Origin of the sequence: uncultured Porphyromonas sp., from assembly GCF_947254915.1 — a bacterium.
Taxonomy (GTDB): domain Bacteria; phylum Bacteroidota; class Bacteroidia; order Bacteroidales; family Porphyromonadaceae; genus Porphyromonas.
Genome location: NZ_CAMYEZ010000034.1, coordinates 1 through 16,311, shown reverse-complemented (window position 1 = coordinate 16,311; position 16,311 = coordinate 1). Strand labels below are relative to the sequence as shown.

The window sequence follows — 16,311 nt, the reverse complement described above, 5'->3', positions numbered from 1 at the left end:
ACCTTCGGCGGTATCAACCTCGAGGACATCAAGGCGCCCGAGTGCTTTGAGATCGAGGAGGAGCTGAAGGCTACGCTTGACATACCCGTCATGCACGACGACCAGCACGGTACGGCCATCATCTCCGCAGCGGGTATGCTCAATGCCCTCAAGATAGCGGGCAAAAAGATTGAGGAGGTGCAGATCGTAGTCAGTGGGGCTGGCGCATCGGCGCAGTCCTGTACCAAGCTCTACATCGCTCTAGGAGCTAAGCGGGAGAACATCGTTATGATTGACTCCAAAGGGGTCATTCGCACCGATCGCCCCAACCTAGATGAGCGCAAAGCTTTCTTTGCGACCAGTCGTGAGGGCATCTACACGCTGGCCGATGCGATCCAGGGGGCTGACCTTTTCCTCGGACTCTCACAGCCTGGCGTGCTGACTCCTGAGATGGTGCAAAAGATGGCTCCGAATCCAATCGTCTTCGCTCTTGCCAATCCAGAGCCCGAGATCAGGTATGAGGACGCAAAAGCGGCTCGCCCTGATGTGCTTATGGCTACGGGGCGGTCGGACTATCCGAACCAGATCAATAATGTGATTGGCTTCCCCTACATCTTCCGAGGAGCACTTGATGTACGTGCCACGGCAATCAATGAGGAGATGAAGATGGCCGCTACAATGGCTATTGCAGGTCTAGCGCAGGAGCCAGTCCCCGATGAGGTCTCTAGCGCCTATGGGCATATGCCACTCCACTTCGGTCCCGACTACTTTATCCCCAAGCCTGTAGATCCACGCCTCATCACGAGGGTCTCGATGGCTGTGGCTCAAGCCGCAATTCGCACCGGAGTAGCGCGCCGTGAGATCACCGACTGGGAGGCTTACGAGCAGTCGCTCCTGATGCGCACAGGAGGTATGAGTCACTTGCTACGCCGTATCCACGAGGCAGCACAGATGTCTCCGAAGCGTATGGTCTACGCTGCGGGCGAGAATCCTCTCGTACTGCGGGCTGCTGCTGAGGTGTCTCATCTAGGGATTGCCCATCCGATCGTGCTGGGTGACCCTGAGGTGATCAAGCAGATTGCCAAGGAGCATGACATAGACCTCTCCACTATCGAGGTGATCAATCAGCATGACGAGCAGTGGAAGGCTAAGCGCGAGGAGTATGCCCAGCGCTATACAGAGCAAAACTGGCGCAAGGGTGGTGTCCTGAGCGAAGCTAAGGACAAGATGTTTGGTCCGAATTACTTCGGTATGATGATGGTACAGTGCGGTGATGCCGATAGCTTGATCACAGGTATTTACTCAAACTATGCCTACCTCTCCAATGTGGCCCGCGATACGGTCGGTATAGCACCTGGGCATCAGCACTTTGCCACGATGCACCTTGTGATGATGAAGAGTGGTCCTCTCTTCCTGGCTGATACGCTGATCAATCAAAACCTCAAGGCTGAGACGCTGGTAGACATTGCACTACTGGCTGCCGAAAAGGTGCGTTGCTTTGGCATCAAGCCGGTCATTGCGATGGTTAGCTTCTCAGACTTTGGTAGCACCGATGCCGAGTCCTCCGTGGAGGCTCGTAAGGCGGTCGAGATACTACACAGAAACCACCCGCACATCGTGGTGGACGGTGAGATGCAACTACAGACGGCGCTCAACTATCAGCGACGCGATGAGGAGTTCCCTAACAATCGCATCAAGGGAGAGCCCGCCAATGTGCTCATCTTCCCCCGTCTCTCAGCTGCGAATGCGTGCTACCAGCTCCTCAAGCACCTAGACATAGCGGAGGATGTGATCGGTCCTATCCAAATCGGACTGGCTAAGCCGATCTACTTCGCTGATCACGATGCAGATGTCAAGGACATCGTCAATATAACTGCGATGGCATCGCTAGACTCCAACTCCTGCTTCGTCTAGTCTGTCTCACCATAGTACGACAAAGAGGGAGATTCACCAGACTGGTGGGTCTCCCTCTTCAGTTTCATTGGGGGAGGGTACAAAAAAGAGGACACTTAACCGCATTTAATTAGCGATTAAGTCTCCTCGGCTAACCTATGTCAAGGCTCTATGAGTGAGGGCTGTGCTAGTATTGTCGCTCGCCAAAGATGGCGGTGCCGATGCGTACGATGGTGGAGCCCGCCTCTACGGCTAGGGGCCAGTCACTGCTCATGCCCATGGAGAGCTCGTCCCACGAGATGTCGGGGTAGCGCTCTCGTAGCTCTGTCTGTAGGGCACGGAGCGTGTCAAACTCGTGGCGTACTTGCTCTTTGTCTGCCGTCAGTGTCGCCATGCCCATCAAGCCACAGATGGTAATGCGCTCCCGCCACTCGGGTGTCGCTAGGTAGTGATCCACGAGTGCTAGAAGCTCTGCGTGGTCTAGCCCGCTCTTGCTCTCCTCCTGTGCTATCTTGTACTGCAGGAGGATGCGCAGCTGGCGGTCGAAGCGGTTCGCCTGCTTGATGATCTCCTGGAGGAGTGACTCGGAGTCAACGCTCTCAATGAGGGATACGTAGGGGACGATATACTTGACCTTGTTACGCTGGAGGGTGCCGATGAAGTGCCACTGAATGTCTTCGGGAAGCTGGGGGGCTTTTTCGGCAAGTTCCTGAGCTCGGTTTTCGCCAAAGAGTCGCTGACCAGCTTCGTAAGCCTCTCGGACGGACTCTACGGGGTGAAACTTGGAGACTGCGACCAGCTGCACCTGCGCTGGTATCTGACTCCGTATCTCTGCTAGACGCTCTGCGATCATGATGTGTGTGGAAAAAGAGGGTGTGTACAATACAAAAGAGAGACTGCTACCAGTCTGTCTGGGTAACAGTCTCTCAATAGGGATAGATTATTCGTTGGGCTTGGAGAAGTCTATCGGCCAAGCGTCCATGATGATGGTCTCGGTGATGGCGGCTATCTCGTAGGGAGAGAGAGTCGTGGACATCTCCTTCTCGAGGCGCTTGAGGGCGTTGGGCAGGCTATCGCTCTGCACGATCATAGCAGCAGCGGTGCGCTTCTCAACACCTCTCGTCTCGTCAAGCGAGATGAAGTTGACCTTGCAACGATAGAAGCGATCGTCTTCGGGGTGATCAGAGAGGAAGAGCTCAGCGAGCTTGATCCGCTTGATCGTATTGATGATTAGTTCGCCTAGAGAGGTAAAGGAGGAGAGCTCCTCGGTGAGTCGTGCCTCAATCTCGGTATAGGTGTCACCCTGTACGAGGTACCCCTCGGAGGTGCGCTTAGGCGTTCCGTTGTCGACCATCTTTTCGTAGGTCACTTTGCATTCAAACCAATTGGCCATATAGTTGCTATTCGTCTAAAAAGTGAATTGATGTGGGGCAAAGGTACGGATTTATTGAGATGCACGAAAGAGCCGATCAGTCAAAGGTTACTCCTGCATAAGGTCTCGCAGGAGCACCTTGAGACGTACGAGCGAGGGCTTGACGAGGAGGTATGAGGAGGTGGCTCCGAGGGTGACTCCGATGAGCGGAGTCTTGCGACCGATCCAGGCGGTGATGCCACCCTTGGCGGATAGGATGAGGAGACGCTTTGATATCTCGGCTATGACTTTGTCAATGGGGGACTCTTTGCCTAGATAGCGCATCGGTGTGATGGAGACTTGCCCCTGGTATAGTGTGCAGGCACTGCGCAGGAGCTCGTCGGCCTCTCGTATGCCGAGCATGCTACCCATGAGGAAGGTAAAGCGTGCTCGCGTCTCTGTTGTCACGGCTCCGTAGGTGAAGAAGTCGTCCCAGCCGTAGAGGTAAGAGAGCTTCTGTATCAAGAGGAGTATGTTGACACTGTACTGCGCTAGCTCCGTCGGTATGCCGACCCAGGTGCCCACGCAACCTGTGAGACTACTACCTGCCGAGCCTATAGCTAGGAGTTCGGTGTGGCGACGTATCTCTTGGTTGGCTATGTGGTTGAGGACTTTGACCGAGAGAAAGCGGTGCGGAGGCTCCGTGGCGAGCTGCTCTAGCTCAGTGATAGAGAGAAAGGGGTAGAGCACATCGGTGAGCCACTCGACACGGTTGACGCGAGCCATGTCTGAGCGTAAGAGGATGTTGAGGAAGCGATCCCAAGCTTTGGAAGATAAAGACATAAGTGTAAAGCGATGAAGAGACTTAGAACTTAAAGCCGAAGGTGGCTACCCCGTAGATGCGCTGCTTCTGTAGCTGGATAGCCTGAGGAGTCGTGAGCTGCATATCCTTGCCCTTTTCCTGATAGTAGAGTGTCGGGAAGGGGTACATATGAGACTTTTGTCCCTGATAGACGACCGCTAGATCTATATAAGAGGATGGGGAGAAACGCCAGCCTAGTCCACCCGTGACGCCATAGCCCATACCTATAATCTCGTAGTGTGGCACGGTGCCAGCCTCGTTGACATGGATGGTAGCACTTTGGTTGGGATTGGAGTCAAAGCTCGCCTTCATAGGCGCTTGTCTCCAGTAGCCACCCGCACGGAGACTGAACTGAGGAGAGACTCTCAGCTCACCTCCGAGGCGTAGCGTGCTCTGCATCGGAGTGAAGTACTCCTTCATTAGCTTATTGTCATCGACAAAGGGACCGTAGGTGTCCTTGAGTTGAATGCCCGAGTAGTTGGCCAGCTCATAGTCTAGGCTCAGCATACCTAGCCGTCCGACGAAGGCTCCACTGAGGACAATCTTTGTTGGGGTCTGTAGCTGGTACCGCCAAGCGGCATCGCTAGGTGTCTCATCCTTGACAGTCCATTCCTTCTCGGGTAGAGGCTTGCCCTCTTTGTCTAGCGCACGGGAGTAGCGAGACTCAGCTTCTGCTACGTAGTCGTCTTGCAGGGTGTACCATGTCGGTGTCTGGATGGCAGCACCTAGGCGCAAATGGTCTGAGACACGAGCAATCAAGCCGAAGCTAACAGATGCGCCCGAGCCTGAGGTGCGGAGCTCGTTGGCAAGCTCTAGGTAATCCTTGTCTATGAAGTCCTCACGGTAGTAAGAGTTCATACGATAGTCTAGCGCACTAATCTTAACCCCTAAGCCGAAGTATAGGCGGTCGTTGTAGTTGAGTCCACCAGTGAAGTCAAAGTCCTGGATACCTCCGCGCTCGTTGACCCGTAGCTGCGAATTGCTCGGTCCTAAGAAACCATCTTTGTCGCTATAGTAGAAGGCACTCTCGTAGAAGCCCTCTCTGTTTCGATTTGTCCAGCCAGCTCTATGTCCTAGTATGGCGAGCCAAGGCGCAGGGAGGTTACCATAAGCGTTTTTGCCGAAGAAGTCATCAGTGGGAATGTCTTTAGGGGTGATAAGGGCCGCATAGTCTGCTAGGGAGAAGTCCGTGATATGATGGTTGCTTACGTCAAAGGAGCGAGCGAAGCTCTGACGCTGGTGGAAGCCTAACGCAAAGTTGAAAGAAATCCCAGACCCTCTGAGCGGTGTGGCTAGCACGACAGACATATTGCCCCCGAAGGCGGTGCGCCCCTTCTTGTACTGCTCCTTATACCAAGTGGCTTGGTCCATGTTCTGTCCGAAGGAGACGGTACCCTGTATCTCATTACTGCGGAAGAGCCCTAGACCAGCGGGATTTTGTCGCAAGCTACCGTAGTCAGCACCTACAGCTCCGAAGGCTCCACCCATAGCTTGGTAGCGAGCCGTCCCGTCAAGGGTCTCGGTGCTAAAGCGTAGCGCATTGTCGTGAGTCTGTGCGGGTAGGTAGCTCCCTGTGATGAGTAGGAGAGCTGAGCTTATGAGGGGAATGAAATAGTGTCGAAGCATAGTCTGTGTGTCTAGGTGTATAAACGAATGAGACTTGACCATTAGTCAGAGCCTATGTGTGGTGGCTAATGATACAAGTCTCATACTAAGAACTGTCTACTATCGGCGTCCTCTAGCACTGCCACTAGAAGAGCTACTAGAGCTGCTACTAGAGGAGGACGATCCAAAACTACTGCTAGAGGTTGATCTAGAGCTGGGGCTGTCGTAGCTACCACGGCGAGAGCGTGCGGAGCCTGTGTCGTAGCTGCGAGATGAGCTAGAGGATGTAGAGCTACTCTGCCAACGGCTATTGGAGGAGTTGTCGTAGCTACCACGGCGAGAGCGTGCGGAGCCTGTGTCGTAGCTACGAGATGGCGAGGAGAGTGGACGATCTTGTCTTACCGAGCTACTATCCTCAAAGTAAGAGCCACGGCGAGAGCGAGCAGAGCCTAACTGGTCATACGATCCACGAGCACTACGTCTCTGCGAATTGTCATATATACGATTGCGGTCTTCCTTCCAGAAGTTGCCTCGGTCGGTGACCTCACTGCGATTATAAGTAGAGGCATCTAGCGAACCTCTACGAGCATTGCCCGATAGTGTGCCTTGGCTGCCTCGTGAGGCGCGAGGGTTGCTACTATAGCCCTTGTCATAGTAGCTACTACCTAGGCGACCGTTGGAGTAGTAGGTTGAGGGCTTGACATAGTTTCCGTAGTATGGATCGTAGATACCGTAGGAGCCTGCATAGTATCCGTCCCAGTATCCATTGTTATAGCCAGCACCGTAGCCGTAGCCTCCATAGTGTGGATAGTATCCGTACCAGTAGCTACCGCCCCACGACCAGGGATTGGTATACCAAATGGAAGGACCCCAATAGTTGTAGCCACCCCAGCTGTAAGGGTAGGAGTAGCGGTTTGTGTACCATGGATACCAAGGTGAAGCCCACATATAGTCATAGTAGTAGTCCCAAGAGGGATACCAGCCAGGGCTCCACAGATTGATAGAGATGCCGACGGGGTTGTAGCGGTCAGCTACGTAGTCGTAGCGGTCTGGGTAGTTGTAGATACCGTAGGTACCATCCTCCTTATAGTATACATCTACATTGTCAGAGTCGTATATGTATACAGTGGCAGGATTGTGAAAGCGCATGATGCGACGGCTATACTTGCCTACACCTTTCTGCGTCTGCGAAGAGGAGTAGCTTCGTCCGCGCTCTCCAGTGTATTCCTTGCCACGATGGTTGTAAGCATCAAGCTCGTCTTGGTCATCAGACTGATTCTTTTCGTCACCCCACGGCTTGCTAGAGCGATTATCCTGCTGTGGTGTGCTGGAGGGAACGTAGTACACATCGTCATCCCAGTCCACCTGTGCCGCACTCCATATAAATGATGAGAGGGCGACGATCACGAGTAGAGATATAGATCTTGTTAGCCTCATCATGGTATTTGTTGGTTTAGGGTTTTGTAATCTGTTTAAGCTGGGTACTGAGGGGAAGCCTCTTGTCGAGCGGCTTCCGCCTCAGTCTCCTTTGCTTGCTTAGAGAGCTTAGAGCTAGTTTCGTTTAATCATTACTCTCTGTGTAAAGGTCTCTTGCGCAGTACGTATGAGTGCCACGTATGAGCCCTCGGGTAGATCAGTTAGATCAATGGAACTGTGTAGTGCATCACCGCTCACTGTCCGTAGGCATTGCCCCGAAAGGTCAAAGATCTGGAGTAAGCGTGCCTCGTCCGCCTCAGTGAGGGTTGCCATATCTCGTATGACCGAAGGATAGAGATAAGGTTGCTGAGCACCCCTTAGGTCCTTATCTATAGCGAGTTTCGCAGGAGCATTGTACAGTACTTCAATACGATACTTGTCTCCCGCCTTGCCAGCTGCGTCTTGGTAAGTGCGAGTGGACGAATCAGTCTCTCCGACCTTCTCATCATTGCGATAGATCACGTAGCCCTTGACCTCGGGGAAAGGAACGGGCAGTGGTCCACGTGTGAAGGTCTCACGGATGGCATCTCCGCTGGACTTGGGATTATCAGAGACGACTAGCTCAAGTGCCATATATCCGAGATCGGAAAAGTGCGTGTATTTAGGGTGTGCTATAACCTCGCCATCTGATATAAACGTAGATAACGCACCATCTAAGGGCGTGTATTCATCCTTTGAGTTGGAGTCAAGGTATATCTTAAATAGCTTATTTCCTTTTACCTTAAAGCCCACCTCTAGGTTTTCCTCAACGTTCAGCTTGTATGGAATTCTAAGCCGAATAGACACCCATTGTGGTTTATCTCCTTTTGGCTGAGGGAAGTATTGGACGTAGTCTCTCTTCCCTTTTACCTTCTGTCGTAGATAGATAGACTGCATACTACTCTTGGTGCTGGGATCTACTAATACATTCACTTGATGTACGTAGAGGGGAGTGTCAAAAGGTGAGCGCCCTAGGCGGAATCTATCAAAAAGGTGGAGATCGATAGGGTACTGAGTCAGCTTAGGCCACACACGAGGTGTGACGCCAACAGCTTTCATCGTAGCCCGATCCGCAATCTTAGAGATAGTCTGCGCATTGAGTGGAGCTGACCAAGAGATTGTGGTTCCACTCGTAGCCACTTGCACCTTAGCTTCAACCTCCTTGACAAGCTTACCTGTGTATATGGTGCGATGCGCAGCAGGTGTAGCCATCTTCTTGCCCTCAACATTATAGACAGCCTCTACAGCGTAGCTGACAGAGCCTTGAGCAGTCAGACCATATGTGAGCATATCTGTATACTTAGCTTCTGACACCTCTTTGAGTGGTGTGCCGTTGCGGTATATCTGATAGCTGATGGGATAGCCCTGTGCGTGTGCAGGCACAGCATCCCACTCAAGTTCTACCTTGAGGTGATCCTGTAGGTCTAGCTTGCCACGTAACTCACGTATAGGGGCAAATGGCTTATATCCCTGACGCCAGGTACCAGCCACCTTGAGAGTTCCCGTATTCTCTGGGTCAAGGTACATATCCATATGGTATAGATCTCCCTTGTCCTTGTACTTGTTGAAGTGTGAGCTGAGACGACCATAGAACCCGTCTTGAGCGCAGACAGATGAGAGACCTCCCGTTAGGGTAGCTATCTGCTCTTTATGCTCATTATAGAGTGGAGAGCCCGATGAGCCTCCCTCAGTATTTCCTGTATGAAAGTGGAGACTATAGTGATCATTTTCACCGCCCCGATCAGGTTTGGAATCGGGATCATAGGGATCAGCTGGGACATCCCACTGAGATATTATCATCCCTTTATTATATAGACAAAGCTTGGTCGCATCACCTGCTGGGTGATGGATGCCCGCTCCAGAGCTCCAAGTCTTCTCAGTAGCATCCCAGCCCGAGTAGTAGACACGGTAGTCGAGAGGTATCTCATTCTTGAGCTCTAGGAGCATACCGTCGGAGTAACCGTAAGGTGACGTATAGGTCCGAATCTCAGCACCAGTAAGTGTCTTGGTCGTCTGAAAGCCGTAATCGCTATTGTTGCAGCGAGGCTTCTCATAGTGAAAGCCAAAGACCCACTGATCCATCTTGCTCTGATCAATGCCAAAGCCTCCCTTGAATTCGCCCTCTTCAGGTTTTCCTGTTCCATCCTCGCCCGAGCAGTGTGCTGCTGTCAGGATATAGGGCTTGAAGTCTCCCTTGACATTATTAATAAGGTTCCCCGAGCACCAGCTTATACCACCATTTGCGAAGACTGGCATATAGATGACAGAGCTACTCTTCTGCTCCTGCCACTCTTTGCCCTCTGGGCAGTTGATATTGAGCTGGCAAAAGGTTACTAGACCTGGGTCAGAGGCATCCTCTTGCTCTATGTTATGCCCCACTCTAGCTTGCAATGCTGAGCGGTAGAGGTAGCCCACGCCACTGATCTGGATAGATGGCATAGCCGAGCCATGAGGAGTCTCATAGTCTAGGATGAGCTTGCTACCGCTCAGAGGCTCGGAGGCAAAGGCGCCATGCCGAGGGTGCGTCTCGTGGGTGTAGGCTCCGAGGAGCTGGTCGCCACCAGGCGTGTATATGTAGAGTCGACCACCCTGGGGGATGAAGAAGTCTGAGTAGTATAGATTAAGTCCTACAGGTGTCTGCTCCATCTCTATCTCTAGTCGATAGATGTCAGTGCCTGCTACGGAGCCGATGAGCTCAGCAGCTGTGGCGAAGTCAATGGAGCAGGGTACGACCTTGCCGACGTTGTAAGGCTTGAACTGCAACTTATCTCCCTGCCACATCTCCTTGCGGATGAGGTCCTGAGGGTTGAAGTCTGGGGCCAGTGATACGCCCGCAGTGGCGGTGCGTAGCGTGCCCTCTCCGAGTAGCTGTGGGGAGCCCCCGAAGGATTGCTGTGCGCTACCGCTACTGGCTACCGCAAGGAGGCAGAGCGGTATGAGGATCCGTAGGATCAGTCTGTTCATTAGATGATTCATTAGTCTTCGTTTATAATGTATGGTTGCTTTAGTAGTGAATAGATTTCTCTGATAGGTATATAGCTGGTGCATCTACGTAAGAAGTAGCCACAGTGAACTCTCGTGAGTACGCCTCCGCAGGTGATGGGGCGAGCTCATTTACATCTTCAGTCACGGGTATCATCGTATGATCTGAGTTCATTGCGTTCACAGTTGGTCTGACTTCACATTCCCAGCAAAGGTATGAAATGTTTTGAAACGGAGCAATAGACCTTTGATTCAAAACAGGGATGGTCCATCTCTCCCGGGGAAATCAGGCATCTCCAGGGAGGAAACGAAAATTCTCCACCGAGGGGAGAAATGAAACTTCGGAAGAATGAAATAAAAGTTCGGAAGAATGATTTTGAAGTTCCGAAGAATTTGTCTGTTTCTCGCTGGATAATCCAAAATCCCCACCGAGGAATTGTTTGATTTCCTCCGCCTTTGACTTTTCTTCATCAAGATGAGACTGTTGACCTTTGCTACAGTCTCATATGGTGCTCCATATTGGCGATTAAACTCATATTAATTTAGAAGGCTCAACCGCATCGCTGCGACTGAGCCTTCTCGTTGGTTGGACTGCGGACTGGTGGGTCCGCAGTCTTAGCTATGATTACTTGCGCTTAGGAGCGTTCTTGAGGATTGCTACGAGGTGACGCCAAAACATCTCCACCGTCTGAACCTCCATACGCTCTGCGGGTGAGTGTACGTCACGCATCGTCGGGCCGAAGGAGACCATATCAAGGTAAGGATACTTCGCCAGGAAGAGTCCGCACTCAAGACCTGCGTGGATAGCCTTGACCTTTGGCTCCTTGCCAAAGAGCTCACGATAGGTGCTCTCAGCGACCTTTAGGATCTCAGAGTCGGGGTTAGGAGCCCAGCCAGGATAGCCGTCACGAACCTCTGTGCGTGCACCAGCTAGCTCAAAGAGAGCGAGGAGCATGTTGCCCACATCTTCCTTGAGCGACTCAGTAGAGCTACGCTGACTGGTCTCGATGCTGATCACATTGCCCTCCCGCATCTTGACACTAGCTAGATTGGTCGAGGTCTCTACGAGCCCCTCTAGCGAGTGGCTCATGCCCATTACACCGTGAGGACAAGCGTAGAGCGTGCGGATGAGTGTGTTAGCCGTCTTGGCATCGATCACTTCCTTAGGAGTCGTGGTTGTCTCCACACGGAGGTTGACATTAGGATCAACTTTCTTGAGCTCATTGCGGAACTCAGCGTCCATCTCGTTTGCCCAGATAGCGAGATTCTCCTTGCGATTGGCAGGGATCGTGATGATAGCCTTAGCCTCACGAGCGATAGCGTTGTGTAGATTACCACCATCAATCATAGCTAAGCGCATCTCGGGAACCTCCTTGAGTACCTTATATAGGTAGCGCACAAGGAGCTTGTTAGCATTGCCTAGACCGACATGGATGTCGCCACCGCTGTGTCCTCCCTTGAGACCGCTTACCTTAACCTCGAGAGCTATCTGCCCAGCGGGCGTAGCCTCTGTCGTATAGTCAAAGAAGGCCATCGTACCCATACCGCCAGCGCAGCCGATGAACATCTCGCCCTCGTCCTCACTGTCGAGGTTGATGAGGATGCGTCCCTGGACGAAGCCTGGCTCAATACCCATAGCACCGGTCAGACCTGTCTCCTCATCTACTGTAAAGAGGCACTCAACAGGTCCATGCTCTACGGTGGGGTCAGTCAGGACAGCGAGTCCTGCTGCGACTCCGATACCATTGTCGGCGCCGAGAGTCGTACCCTCAGCGTGAATCCATCCGTCGGTAATATGCGTCTTGATAGGATCCTTGTAGAAGTCATGCTCTACGTCACTATTCTTCTCGCAGACCATATCTACGTGACCCTGGAGGATGATGGTCTCGCGGTCCTCCATACCAGGTGTAGCACCCTTGCGGATGACTATATTGCCCGTCTTGTCCTGCGCATAGTCTAGGTTATGCTCCTCGGCAAACTTCTTGAGGAAGGCCAATATCTGCTCCTCGTGCTTGGAGGGACGAGGTATCTTGGTGATTTCGTAGAAGTGCTGCCAGATGGGCATGTGAGTTAGATCTGTTATTTGCATCGTTTATTGCTTTGAAAAGTTAGAATATAAGTGCGTTAACAACCGCACGATATCAGTTTGTCACCTCAAATGCGTGCGTAAGTCCGACAAAAGGTATACCTTTGTCTATCTGAGAGCTGTAGCACGGTGCTACTCTCCCCTGCAAATATACTAAGAAAAACTATGAAACTCATCATCATATCCGTTCTCCTCGTCGGACTCGCCGTACTTCTGCTCGCCTTGCGACTAGTCGTCAAGGGCGACAAGAGCCCTCAGAGCTCGCACATTGAGGACAGCAAAGCTCTTAAGAAGAGAGGCATAGGATGTGCCAACAAGCAGATGGCGGAGCTAGCTACGAGACAGGACCTAGCCGACCGCATAGCCGATGATCCGCAGTAGTTCTCTCCACACCTTTAGTCAAATCAACACAACATCTATATGAACAAGAAGTTTATCCTCCTACTCCCCCTACTCATTGCGTCTCTCCTACTCGGTAGCTGCAATCAAAAACAGAATGGTCAACCCACGACTTCGGACAGTCTGACAGTTGCGACCGCCGATCCTTCGCACCAACTCAAGATAGGCGTCGTATCTCTTGACTCGCTCTACAAGAACTACGAGTACTACACTCAGGCAAACAAGCAGATCGAGGCTCAACTCAAGCGCAACCAGCAGGCTCTTGCCAACAAGGCGCAGAAGGCTCAGCAGGCCTATGCCAGCTATATGGAGAAGGCTCAGAAAGGTCTCTTCACCAATCAGGCTCAGGTCGATGCCGAGGAGAAGCGCATCACCGCCATGCAGCAGGAGGGCGCTCAGCTGGAGCAACGCTACGCCGAGGAGGCGATGAAAGCTCAGGCTGATGCTCAGAAAGCCCTTCACGATGAGGTGGTCGCTCAGCTCAAAGCTTTCAACGCCGACAAGAAGTATGACCTGATCCTCACCTCCACAGGACTTGAAGGCGTGATGTACGCTGGCGAAGGCTTTGACATCACCAAAGAAGTCCTCGACTTCCTCAACGCTGCCCACAAGGCTAAGGCCAATGACACCAAGAAGCCTAAGAAGTAATCCACACATCTCGAGTGTCGTAAGCCACGCACTCTCGCTAAATACTTACCTACTATGAAAATCGCTATACTCGGATACGGGCGCATGGGGCATATGATCGAAGAGGTCGCCACCCAGCGCGGACATCAGGTGGTCGCTCGCATAGATAAGGCTGACGCAGCCCTACTGGAGGACGGTTCTCTGCGAGAGGCCGACGTCGCCATTGAGTTTTCCACCCCTGAGAGTGGCTATCAGCTTTGCCAAGCTGCCCTAAAAGCGGGACTCCCCGTGGTCACTGGCAGTACGGGCTGGAATGAACAGCTTGAGAAGCTCAAGGCTGAGGTGCAAAGCTCTGGACGTGGTGGACTCTTTGCTGCGTCCAACTTTAGCCTCGGAATGAACCTCATGATGATCCTCAACGAGCAGCTTGCCCGGCTCATGGCTCCCTACCCCGAGTACACGCCACGCATTCAGGAGACGCATCACATCCACAAGCTTGATGCGCCGAGTGGTACGGCGATCACACTGGCCGAGGGGCTCATCCAGCAGACCCCCTCGCTACACGACTGGCATCTGGGACTTGAGACGCACGACGGCTCTCTCGGCATCGAGGCAATTCGTGAAGGCGAGGTGCCTGGCATCCACACCGTCATCTATCACTCCGACATTGACGAGATAACGCTCCGCCATGAGGCTTATAGCCGTCGGGGCTTCGCTCTAGGAGCCACCCTCGCGGCTGAGTATCTCCAGCAGCACCCTGTAGGCGTCTGGTCTATGCGTGACCTCATCCTACACAAATAGTCCTACCCCACACACACTCTTCACACTATGAAAATCAAGCTTCATTGGCAAGACAAGTCCATCTTTCAGAAGATTGTAGCCATCGTCATACCTATCCTCTACCTCCTCTTCTGTCTCCTCTGGGCGGGTCCCTTTTGGTTGATCTTTCTCCCCTTTATCCTGGACTACTACTTTACCAAGTTCATCAATTGGTCTTGGTATCGTAATATCAAGAACAAGACGCTGAGAGGCTTCGTCTCTCTGCTGGCAGACCTCCTCTGGGCGGTCATCGGGGTGCATCTGCTCAGCATCTTCTTCATTCAGAACTTCGCCATCCCCACCTCTTCACTGGAGAAGACGCTCCTCGTCGGTGACTACCTCTTTGTGGACAAAGTGACCTACGGGCCCCGTATGCCGATGACTCCGCTACAGGTGCCACTAACGCAAAACCGCTTCCTCGGCCGTGAGTCTTACCTCAGCAAACCACAGCTCTCCTACAAGCGACTCAAAGGCATCAGAAAGGTAGAGCGTGGCGATCTTGTCGTCTTCAACTTCCCCACAGGCGATACCGTCACGACCAAGGTGACCAATCCCGACTACTACTACCTCAAGGAGATGTATGGCGGACGGGCTGCGCTGGAGGCTCAGCCGGAGGTCTTTGGCAAGATCGTCTACCGCCCCGTGGATCGTCGTGACCACTATGTGAAGCGCTGTGTGGGACTACCAGGCGACCTCATCGAGATACGCAACAACGACATCTATATCAATGGCAAGCAACAGGCGCGTCCCGAGTATATGCAGCTTAACTACTGGGTCTGCACCCGTGGAGGCTACTTCTCCGCCGAGGAGCTCAAGCATCTAGGCATTAGCCTCGACGATCAGCATGTCGTCTCCCCCTCACAGCTCTCTGCTGGCGACCTAGAGGCGATGGGCTTGACAGGGGTCTCTATGAGCGATGTACAAGCTCTCTACCTACTACCTCTTACGGAGGAGATGCGCCAGCAATTGGCTAGTGATAGCCGTGTCGCTAAGATCGTTGTGTCGCAAGACCCCAATACCAATCTCTACCCCGTAGGCTATGACTTCGGCTGGACCCGCGACAACTACGGTCCGCTACAGATACCACGCAAGGGACTCACCATCGAACTAACGCCCCAAGCCCTAGCGCTCTACAGTAGGTGTATACACAACTACGAGGGACACGCTCTCGAGCAGCGTCCTGACGGCACCATCCTCATTGACGGACAGCCCGCCACGCACTACACCTTTGGAATGGACTACTACTATATGATGGGTGACAACCGCCACAACTCGGCCGATAGTCGCTACTGGGGCTTCGTTCCTGAAGATCATATCGTAGGGCGCCCCGCTTTCCTCTGGCTCGCGCTAGACAAGGATCTAGGTCGCTGGGGAGGCAAGATACGCTGGAGACGTATGATGCACACGATACATGGTCAGCCACTCTGACATAGCAACAAGGAGACGAGCCACCTGGCTACGCTGGGGACTTCCGACGATCATAGTAGTACTCATCATCGTCGGACGGCTCTTCTTCTTTGTCTATCGCCAGACCACAACTAGTGGCACTAGCTACCACCTGATGAGTCGCATCGCACAGCCACAGCGAGGTGATGACGTACTCCTCAAGCTAACCGCCGATAGCTTAGCGGGAAGCGAGCTAATATTACGAGTCGTGGGCGAGCCGAGCGACACCTTACGCTTTACCGAGGGCAAACTCCTAGTTCTAGGCAAGCGTGGTCGGCAAACCTTTACCATGCCACTCCCCCAGCCTTTACAGCAAAGCTCTTACGAAGTGGTCTTGGCTGCCGATGAATATTGGCTCTTAGCCAAGCTCCCGCTCACGGCTGAGACGATAGACTCTCGCCACCTCGGGCCTGTCCACCGCTCAGAGATCTCAGCAACAGTCATATGGTAGTGCTACCCACGGCATACGCTCCCTCAGTCGCCTATATGAGCTATCTACTGGACAGCTCCACGCGTATAGAGGCACACGAGTATTATCAGAAGCAAACCTACCGCAATCGCTGCGCCATCGTTGGTGCCGAGGGGGTGATGAAGCTCTCTATCCCCGTTCTCGCAGGCTCCTCACAGCAGTGCCCTGTACAGTCGGTGCAGATCGCTGAGCATGACAACTGGCGACACAAGCACTGGTACACCATAGAGACCTGCTACGGTGCATCACCTTACTACGAGTACTACGCTCCCGACCTAGCGCCACTCTACCTGGACAAAGAGCGCCGATCCACATCGCTCTATCAGCACAACCAACGG

General features: G+C 52.9%; 14 protein-coding genes. 7 read left to right on the top strand and 7 right to left on the bottom strand.

All coding sequences use genetic code 11. From position 1 onward, the window contains the following. Positions 1–1,893 (top strand): phosphate acyltransferase (locus Q0X57_RS03540; protein ID WP_297727709.1); only part of this gene is annotated, 1,893 nt, incomplete at its 5' end. Between the two features lie 166 nt (positions 1,894–2,059). Here the strand turns inward: Q0X57_RS03540 and Q0X57_RS03535 are convergent. The 7 genes from Q0X57_RS03535 to Q0X57_RS03505 all read right to left on the bottom strand — a co-directional run bounded on the left by Q0X57_RS03535 (position 2,060) and on the right by Q0X57_RS03505 (position 12,216). Continuing rightward, positions 2,060–2,725 (bottom strand): YggS family pyridoxal phosphate-dependent enzyme, encoded by a 666-nt coding sequence (locus Q0X57_RS03535; RefSeq protein ID WP_297727706.1) that lies wholly within the window; start codon positions 2,723–2,725, stop codon positions 2,060–2,062. An 87-nt stretch (positions 2,726–2,812) separates the two neighbouring features. Next, positions 2,813–3,265, bottom strand: a complete 453-nt coding sequence (locus Q0X57_RS03530; RefSeq protein ID WP_007366198.1) for a DUF4494 domain-containing protein — start codon at positions 3,263–3,265, stop codon at positions 2,813–2,815. Between the two features lie 87 nt (positions 3,266–3,352). Further along, positions 3,353–4,066 carry a hypothetical protein gene (locus Q0X57_RS03525; protein ID WP_297727701.1) on the bottom strand — a complete coding sequence of 238 codons (714 nt, stop codon included), beginning with the start codon at positions 4,064–4,066 and terminating at the stop codon, positions 3,353–3,355. 22 nt (positions 4,067–4,088) lie between these two features. Then, on the bottom strand, positions 4,089–5,711 hold the full coding sequence (locus Q0X57_RS03520) for a hydrocarbon degradation protein (RefSeq protein WP_297727699.1): 1,623 nt from the start codon (positions 5,709–5,711) through the stop codon (positions 4,089–4,091). 99 nt (positions 5,712–5,810) lie between these two features. Continuing rightward, on the bottom strand, positions 5,811–7,130 hold the full coding sequence (locus Q0X57_RS03515; RefSeq protein WP_297727697.1) for a hypothetical protein: 1,320 nt from the start codon (positions 7,128–7,130) through the stop codon (positions 5,811–5,813). Positions 7,131–7,241: 111 nt separating this feature from the next. After that, entirely contained in the window at positions 7,242–10,121 is a 2,880-nt protein-coding gene (locus Q0X57_RS03510) for a T9SS type A sorting domain-containing protein (protein WP_297727694.1), read from the bottom strand. A gap of 631 nt (positions 10,122–10,752) precedes the next feature. After that, positions 10,753–12,216 carry an aminoacyl-histidine dipeptidase gene (locus Q0X57_RS03505; RefSeq protein ID WP_297727691.1) on the bottom strand — a complete coding sequence of 488 codons (1,464 nt, stop codon included), beginning with the start codon at positions 12,214–12,216 and terminating at the stop codon, positions 10,753–10,755. 162 nt (positions 12,217–12,378) lie between these two features. On the opposite strand from Q0X57_RS03505, the gene Q0X57_RS03500 reads away from it, so the two are divergent. The 6 genes from Q0X57_RS03500 to Q0X57_RS03475 all read left to right on the top strand — a co-directional run. Next, a complete protein-coding gene (locus tag Q0X57_RS03500) occupies positions 12,379–12,594 on the top strand; it encodes a hypothetical protein (protein WP_297727689.1) in 216 nt (71 codons plus the stop codon). 39 nt (positions 12,595–12,633) lie between these two features. After that, positions 12,634–13,260, top strand: coding sequence for an OmpH family outer membrane protein (locus Q0X57_RS03495; RefSeq protein WP_297727686.1), 627 nt, complete (start codon positions 12,634–12,636; stop codon positions 13,258–13,260). 54 nt (positions 13,261–13,314) lie between these two features. Continuing rightward, positions 13,315–14,040, top strand: coding sequence for a 4-hydroxy-tetrahydrodipicolinate reductase (gene dapB, locus Q0X57_RS03490; protein WP_297727683.1), 726 nt, complete (start codon positions 13,315–13,317; stop codon positions 14,038–14,040). A gap of 33 nt (positions 14,041–14,073) precedes the next feature. After that, positions 14,074–15,486: a signal peptidase I gene (gene lepB / locus Q0X57_RS03485; RefSeq protein WP_297727712.1), complete on the top strand. Its 1,413-nt coding sequence runs from the start codon at positions 14,074–14,076 to the stop codon at positions 15,484–15,486. Continuing rightward, a complete protein-coding gene (locus Q0X57_RS03480) occupies positions 15,470–15,955 on the top strand; it encodes a S26 family signal peptidase (RefSeq protein WP_297727680.1) in 486 nt (161 codons plus the stop codon). Before lepB ends, Q0X57_RS03480 begins: the two co-directional genes overlap by 17 nt. After that, positions 15,949–16,311: WbqC family protein (locus tag Q0X57_RS03475; protein ID WP_297727677.1), on the top strand; the 363-nt coding region annotated here is incomplete at its 3' end. The genes Q0X57_RS03480 and Q0X57_RS03475, both read left to right, overlap by 7 nt.

Excerpts from the sequence above, each read along its gene's own strand:
- Q0X57_RS03535 (WP_297727706.1), bottom strand. The coding sequence starts at position 2,725 with ATGATCGCAGAGCGTCTAGCAGAGATACGGAGTCAGATACCAGCGCAG.
- Q0X57_RS03500 (WP_297727689.1), top strand. The coding sequence starts at position 12,379 with ATGAAACTCATCATCATATCCGTTCTCCTCGTCGGACTCGCCGTACTT.
- Q0X57_RS03495 (WP_297727686.1), top strand. The coding sequence starts at position 12,634 with ATGAACAAGAAGTTTATCCTCCTACTCCCCCTACTCATTGCGTCTCTC.
- Q0X57_RS03505 (WP_297727691.1), bottom strand. The coding sequence starts at position 12,216 with ATGCAAATAACAGATCTAACTCACATGCCCATCTGGCAGCACTTCTAC.
- Q0X57_RS03480 (WP_297727680.1), top strand. The coding sequence starts at position 15,470 with ATGGTCAGCCACTCTGACATAGCAACAAGGAGACGAGCCACCTGGCTA.
- Q0X57_RS03515 (WP_297727697.1), bottom strand. The coding sequence starts at position 7,130 with ATGATGAGGCTAACAAGATCTATATCTCTACTCGTGATCGTCGCCCTC.
- Q0X57_RS03530 (WP_007366198.1), bottom strand. The coding sequence starts at position 3,265 with ATGGCCAATTGGTTTGAATGCAAAGTGACCTACGAAAAGATGGTCGAC.
- Q0X57_RS03510 (WP_297727694.1), bottom strand. The coding sequence starts at position 10,121 with ATGAATCATCTAATGAACAGACTGATCCTACGGATCCTCATACCGCTC.
- dapB (WP_297727683.1), top strand. The coding sequence starts at position 13,315 with ATGAAAATCGCTATACTCGGATACGGGCGCATGGGGCATATGATCGAA.
- Q0X57_RS03520 (WP_297727699.1), bottom strand. The coding sequence starts at position 5,711 with ATGCTTCGACACTATTTCATTCCCCTCATAAGCTCAGCTCTCCTACTC.
- Q0X57_RS03525 (WP_297727701.1), bottom strand. The coding sequence starts at position 4,066 with ATGTCTTTATCTTCCAAAGCTTGGGATCGCTTCCTCAACATCCTCTTA.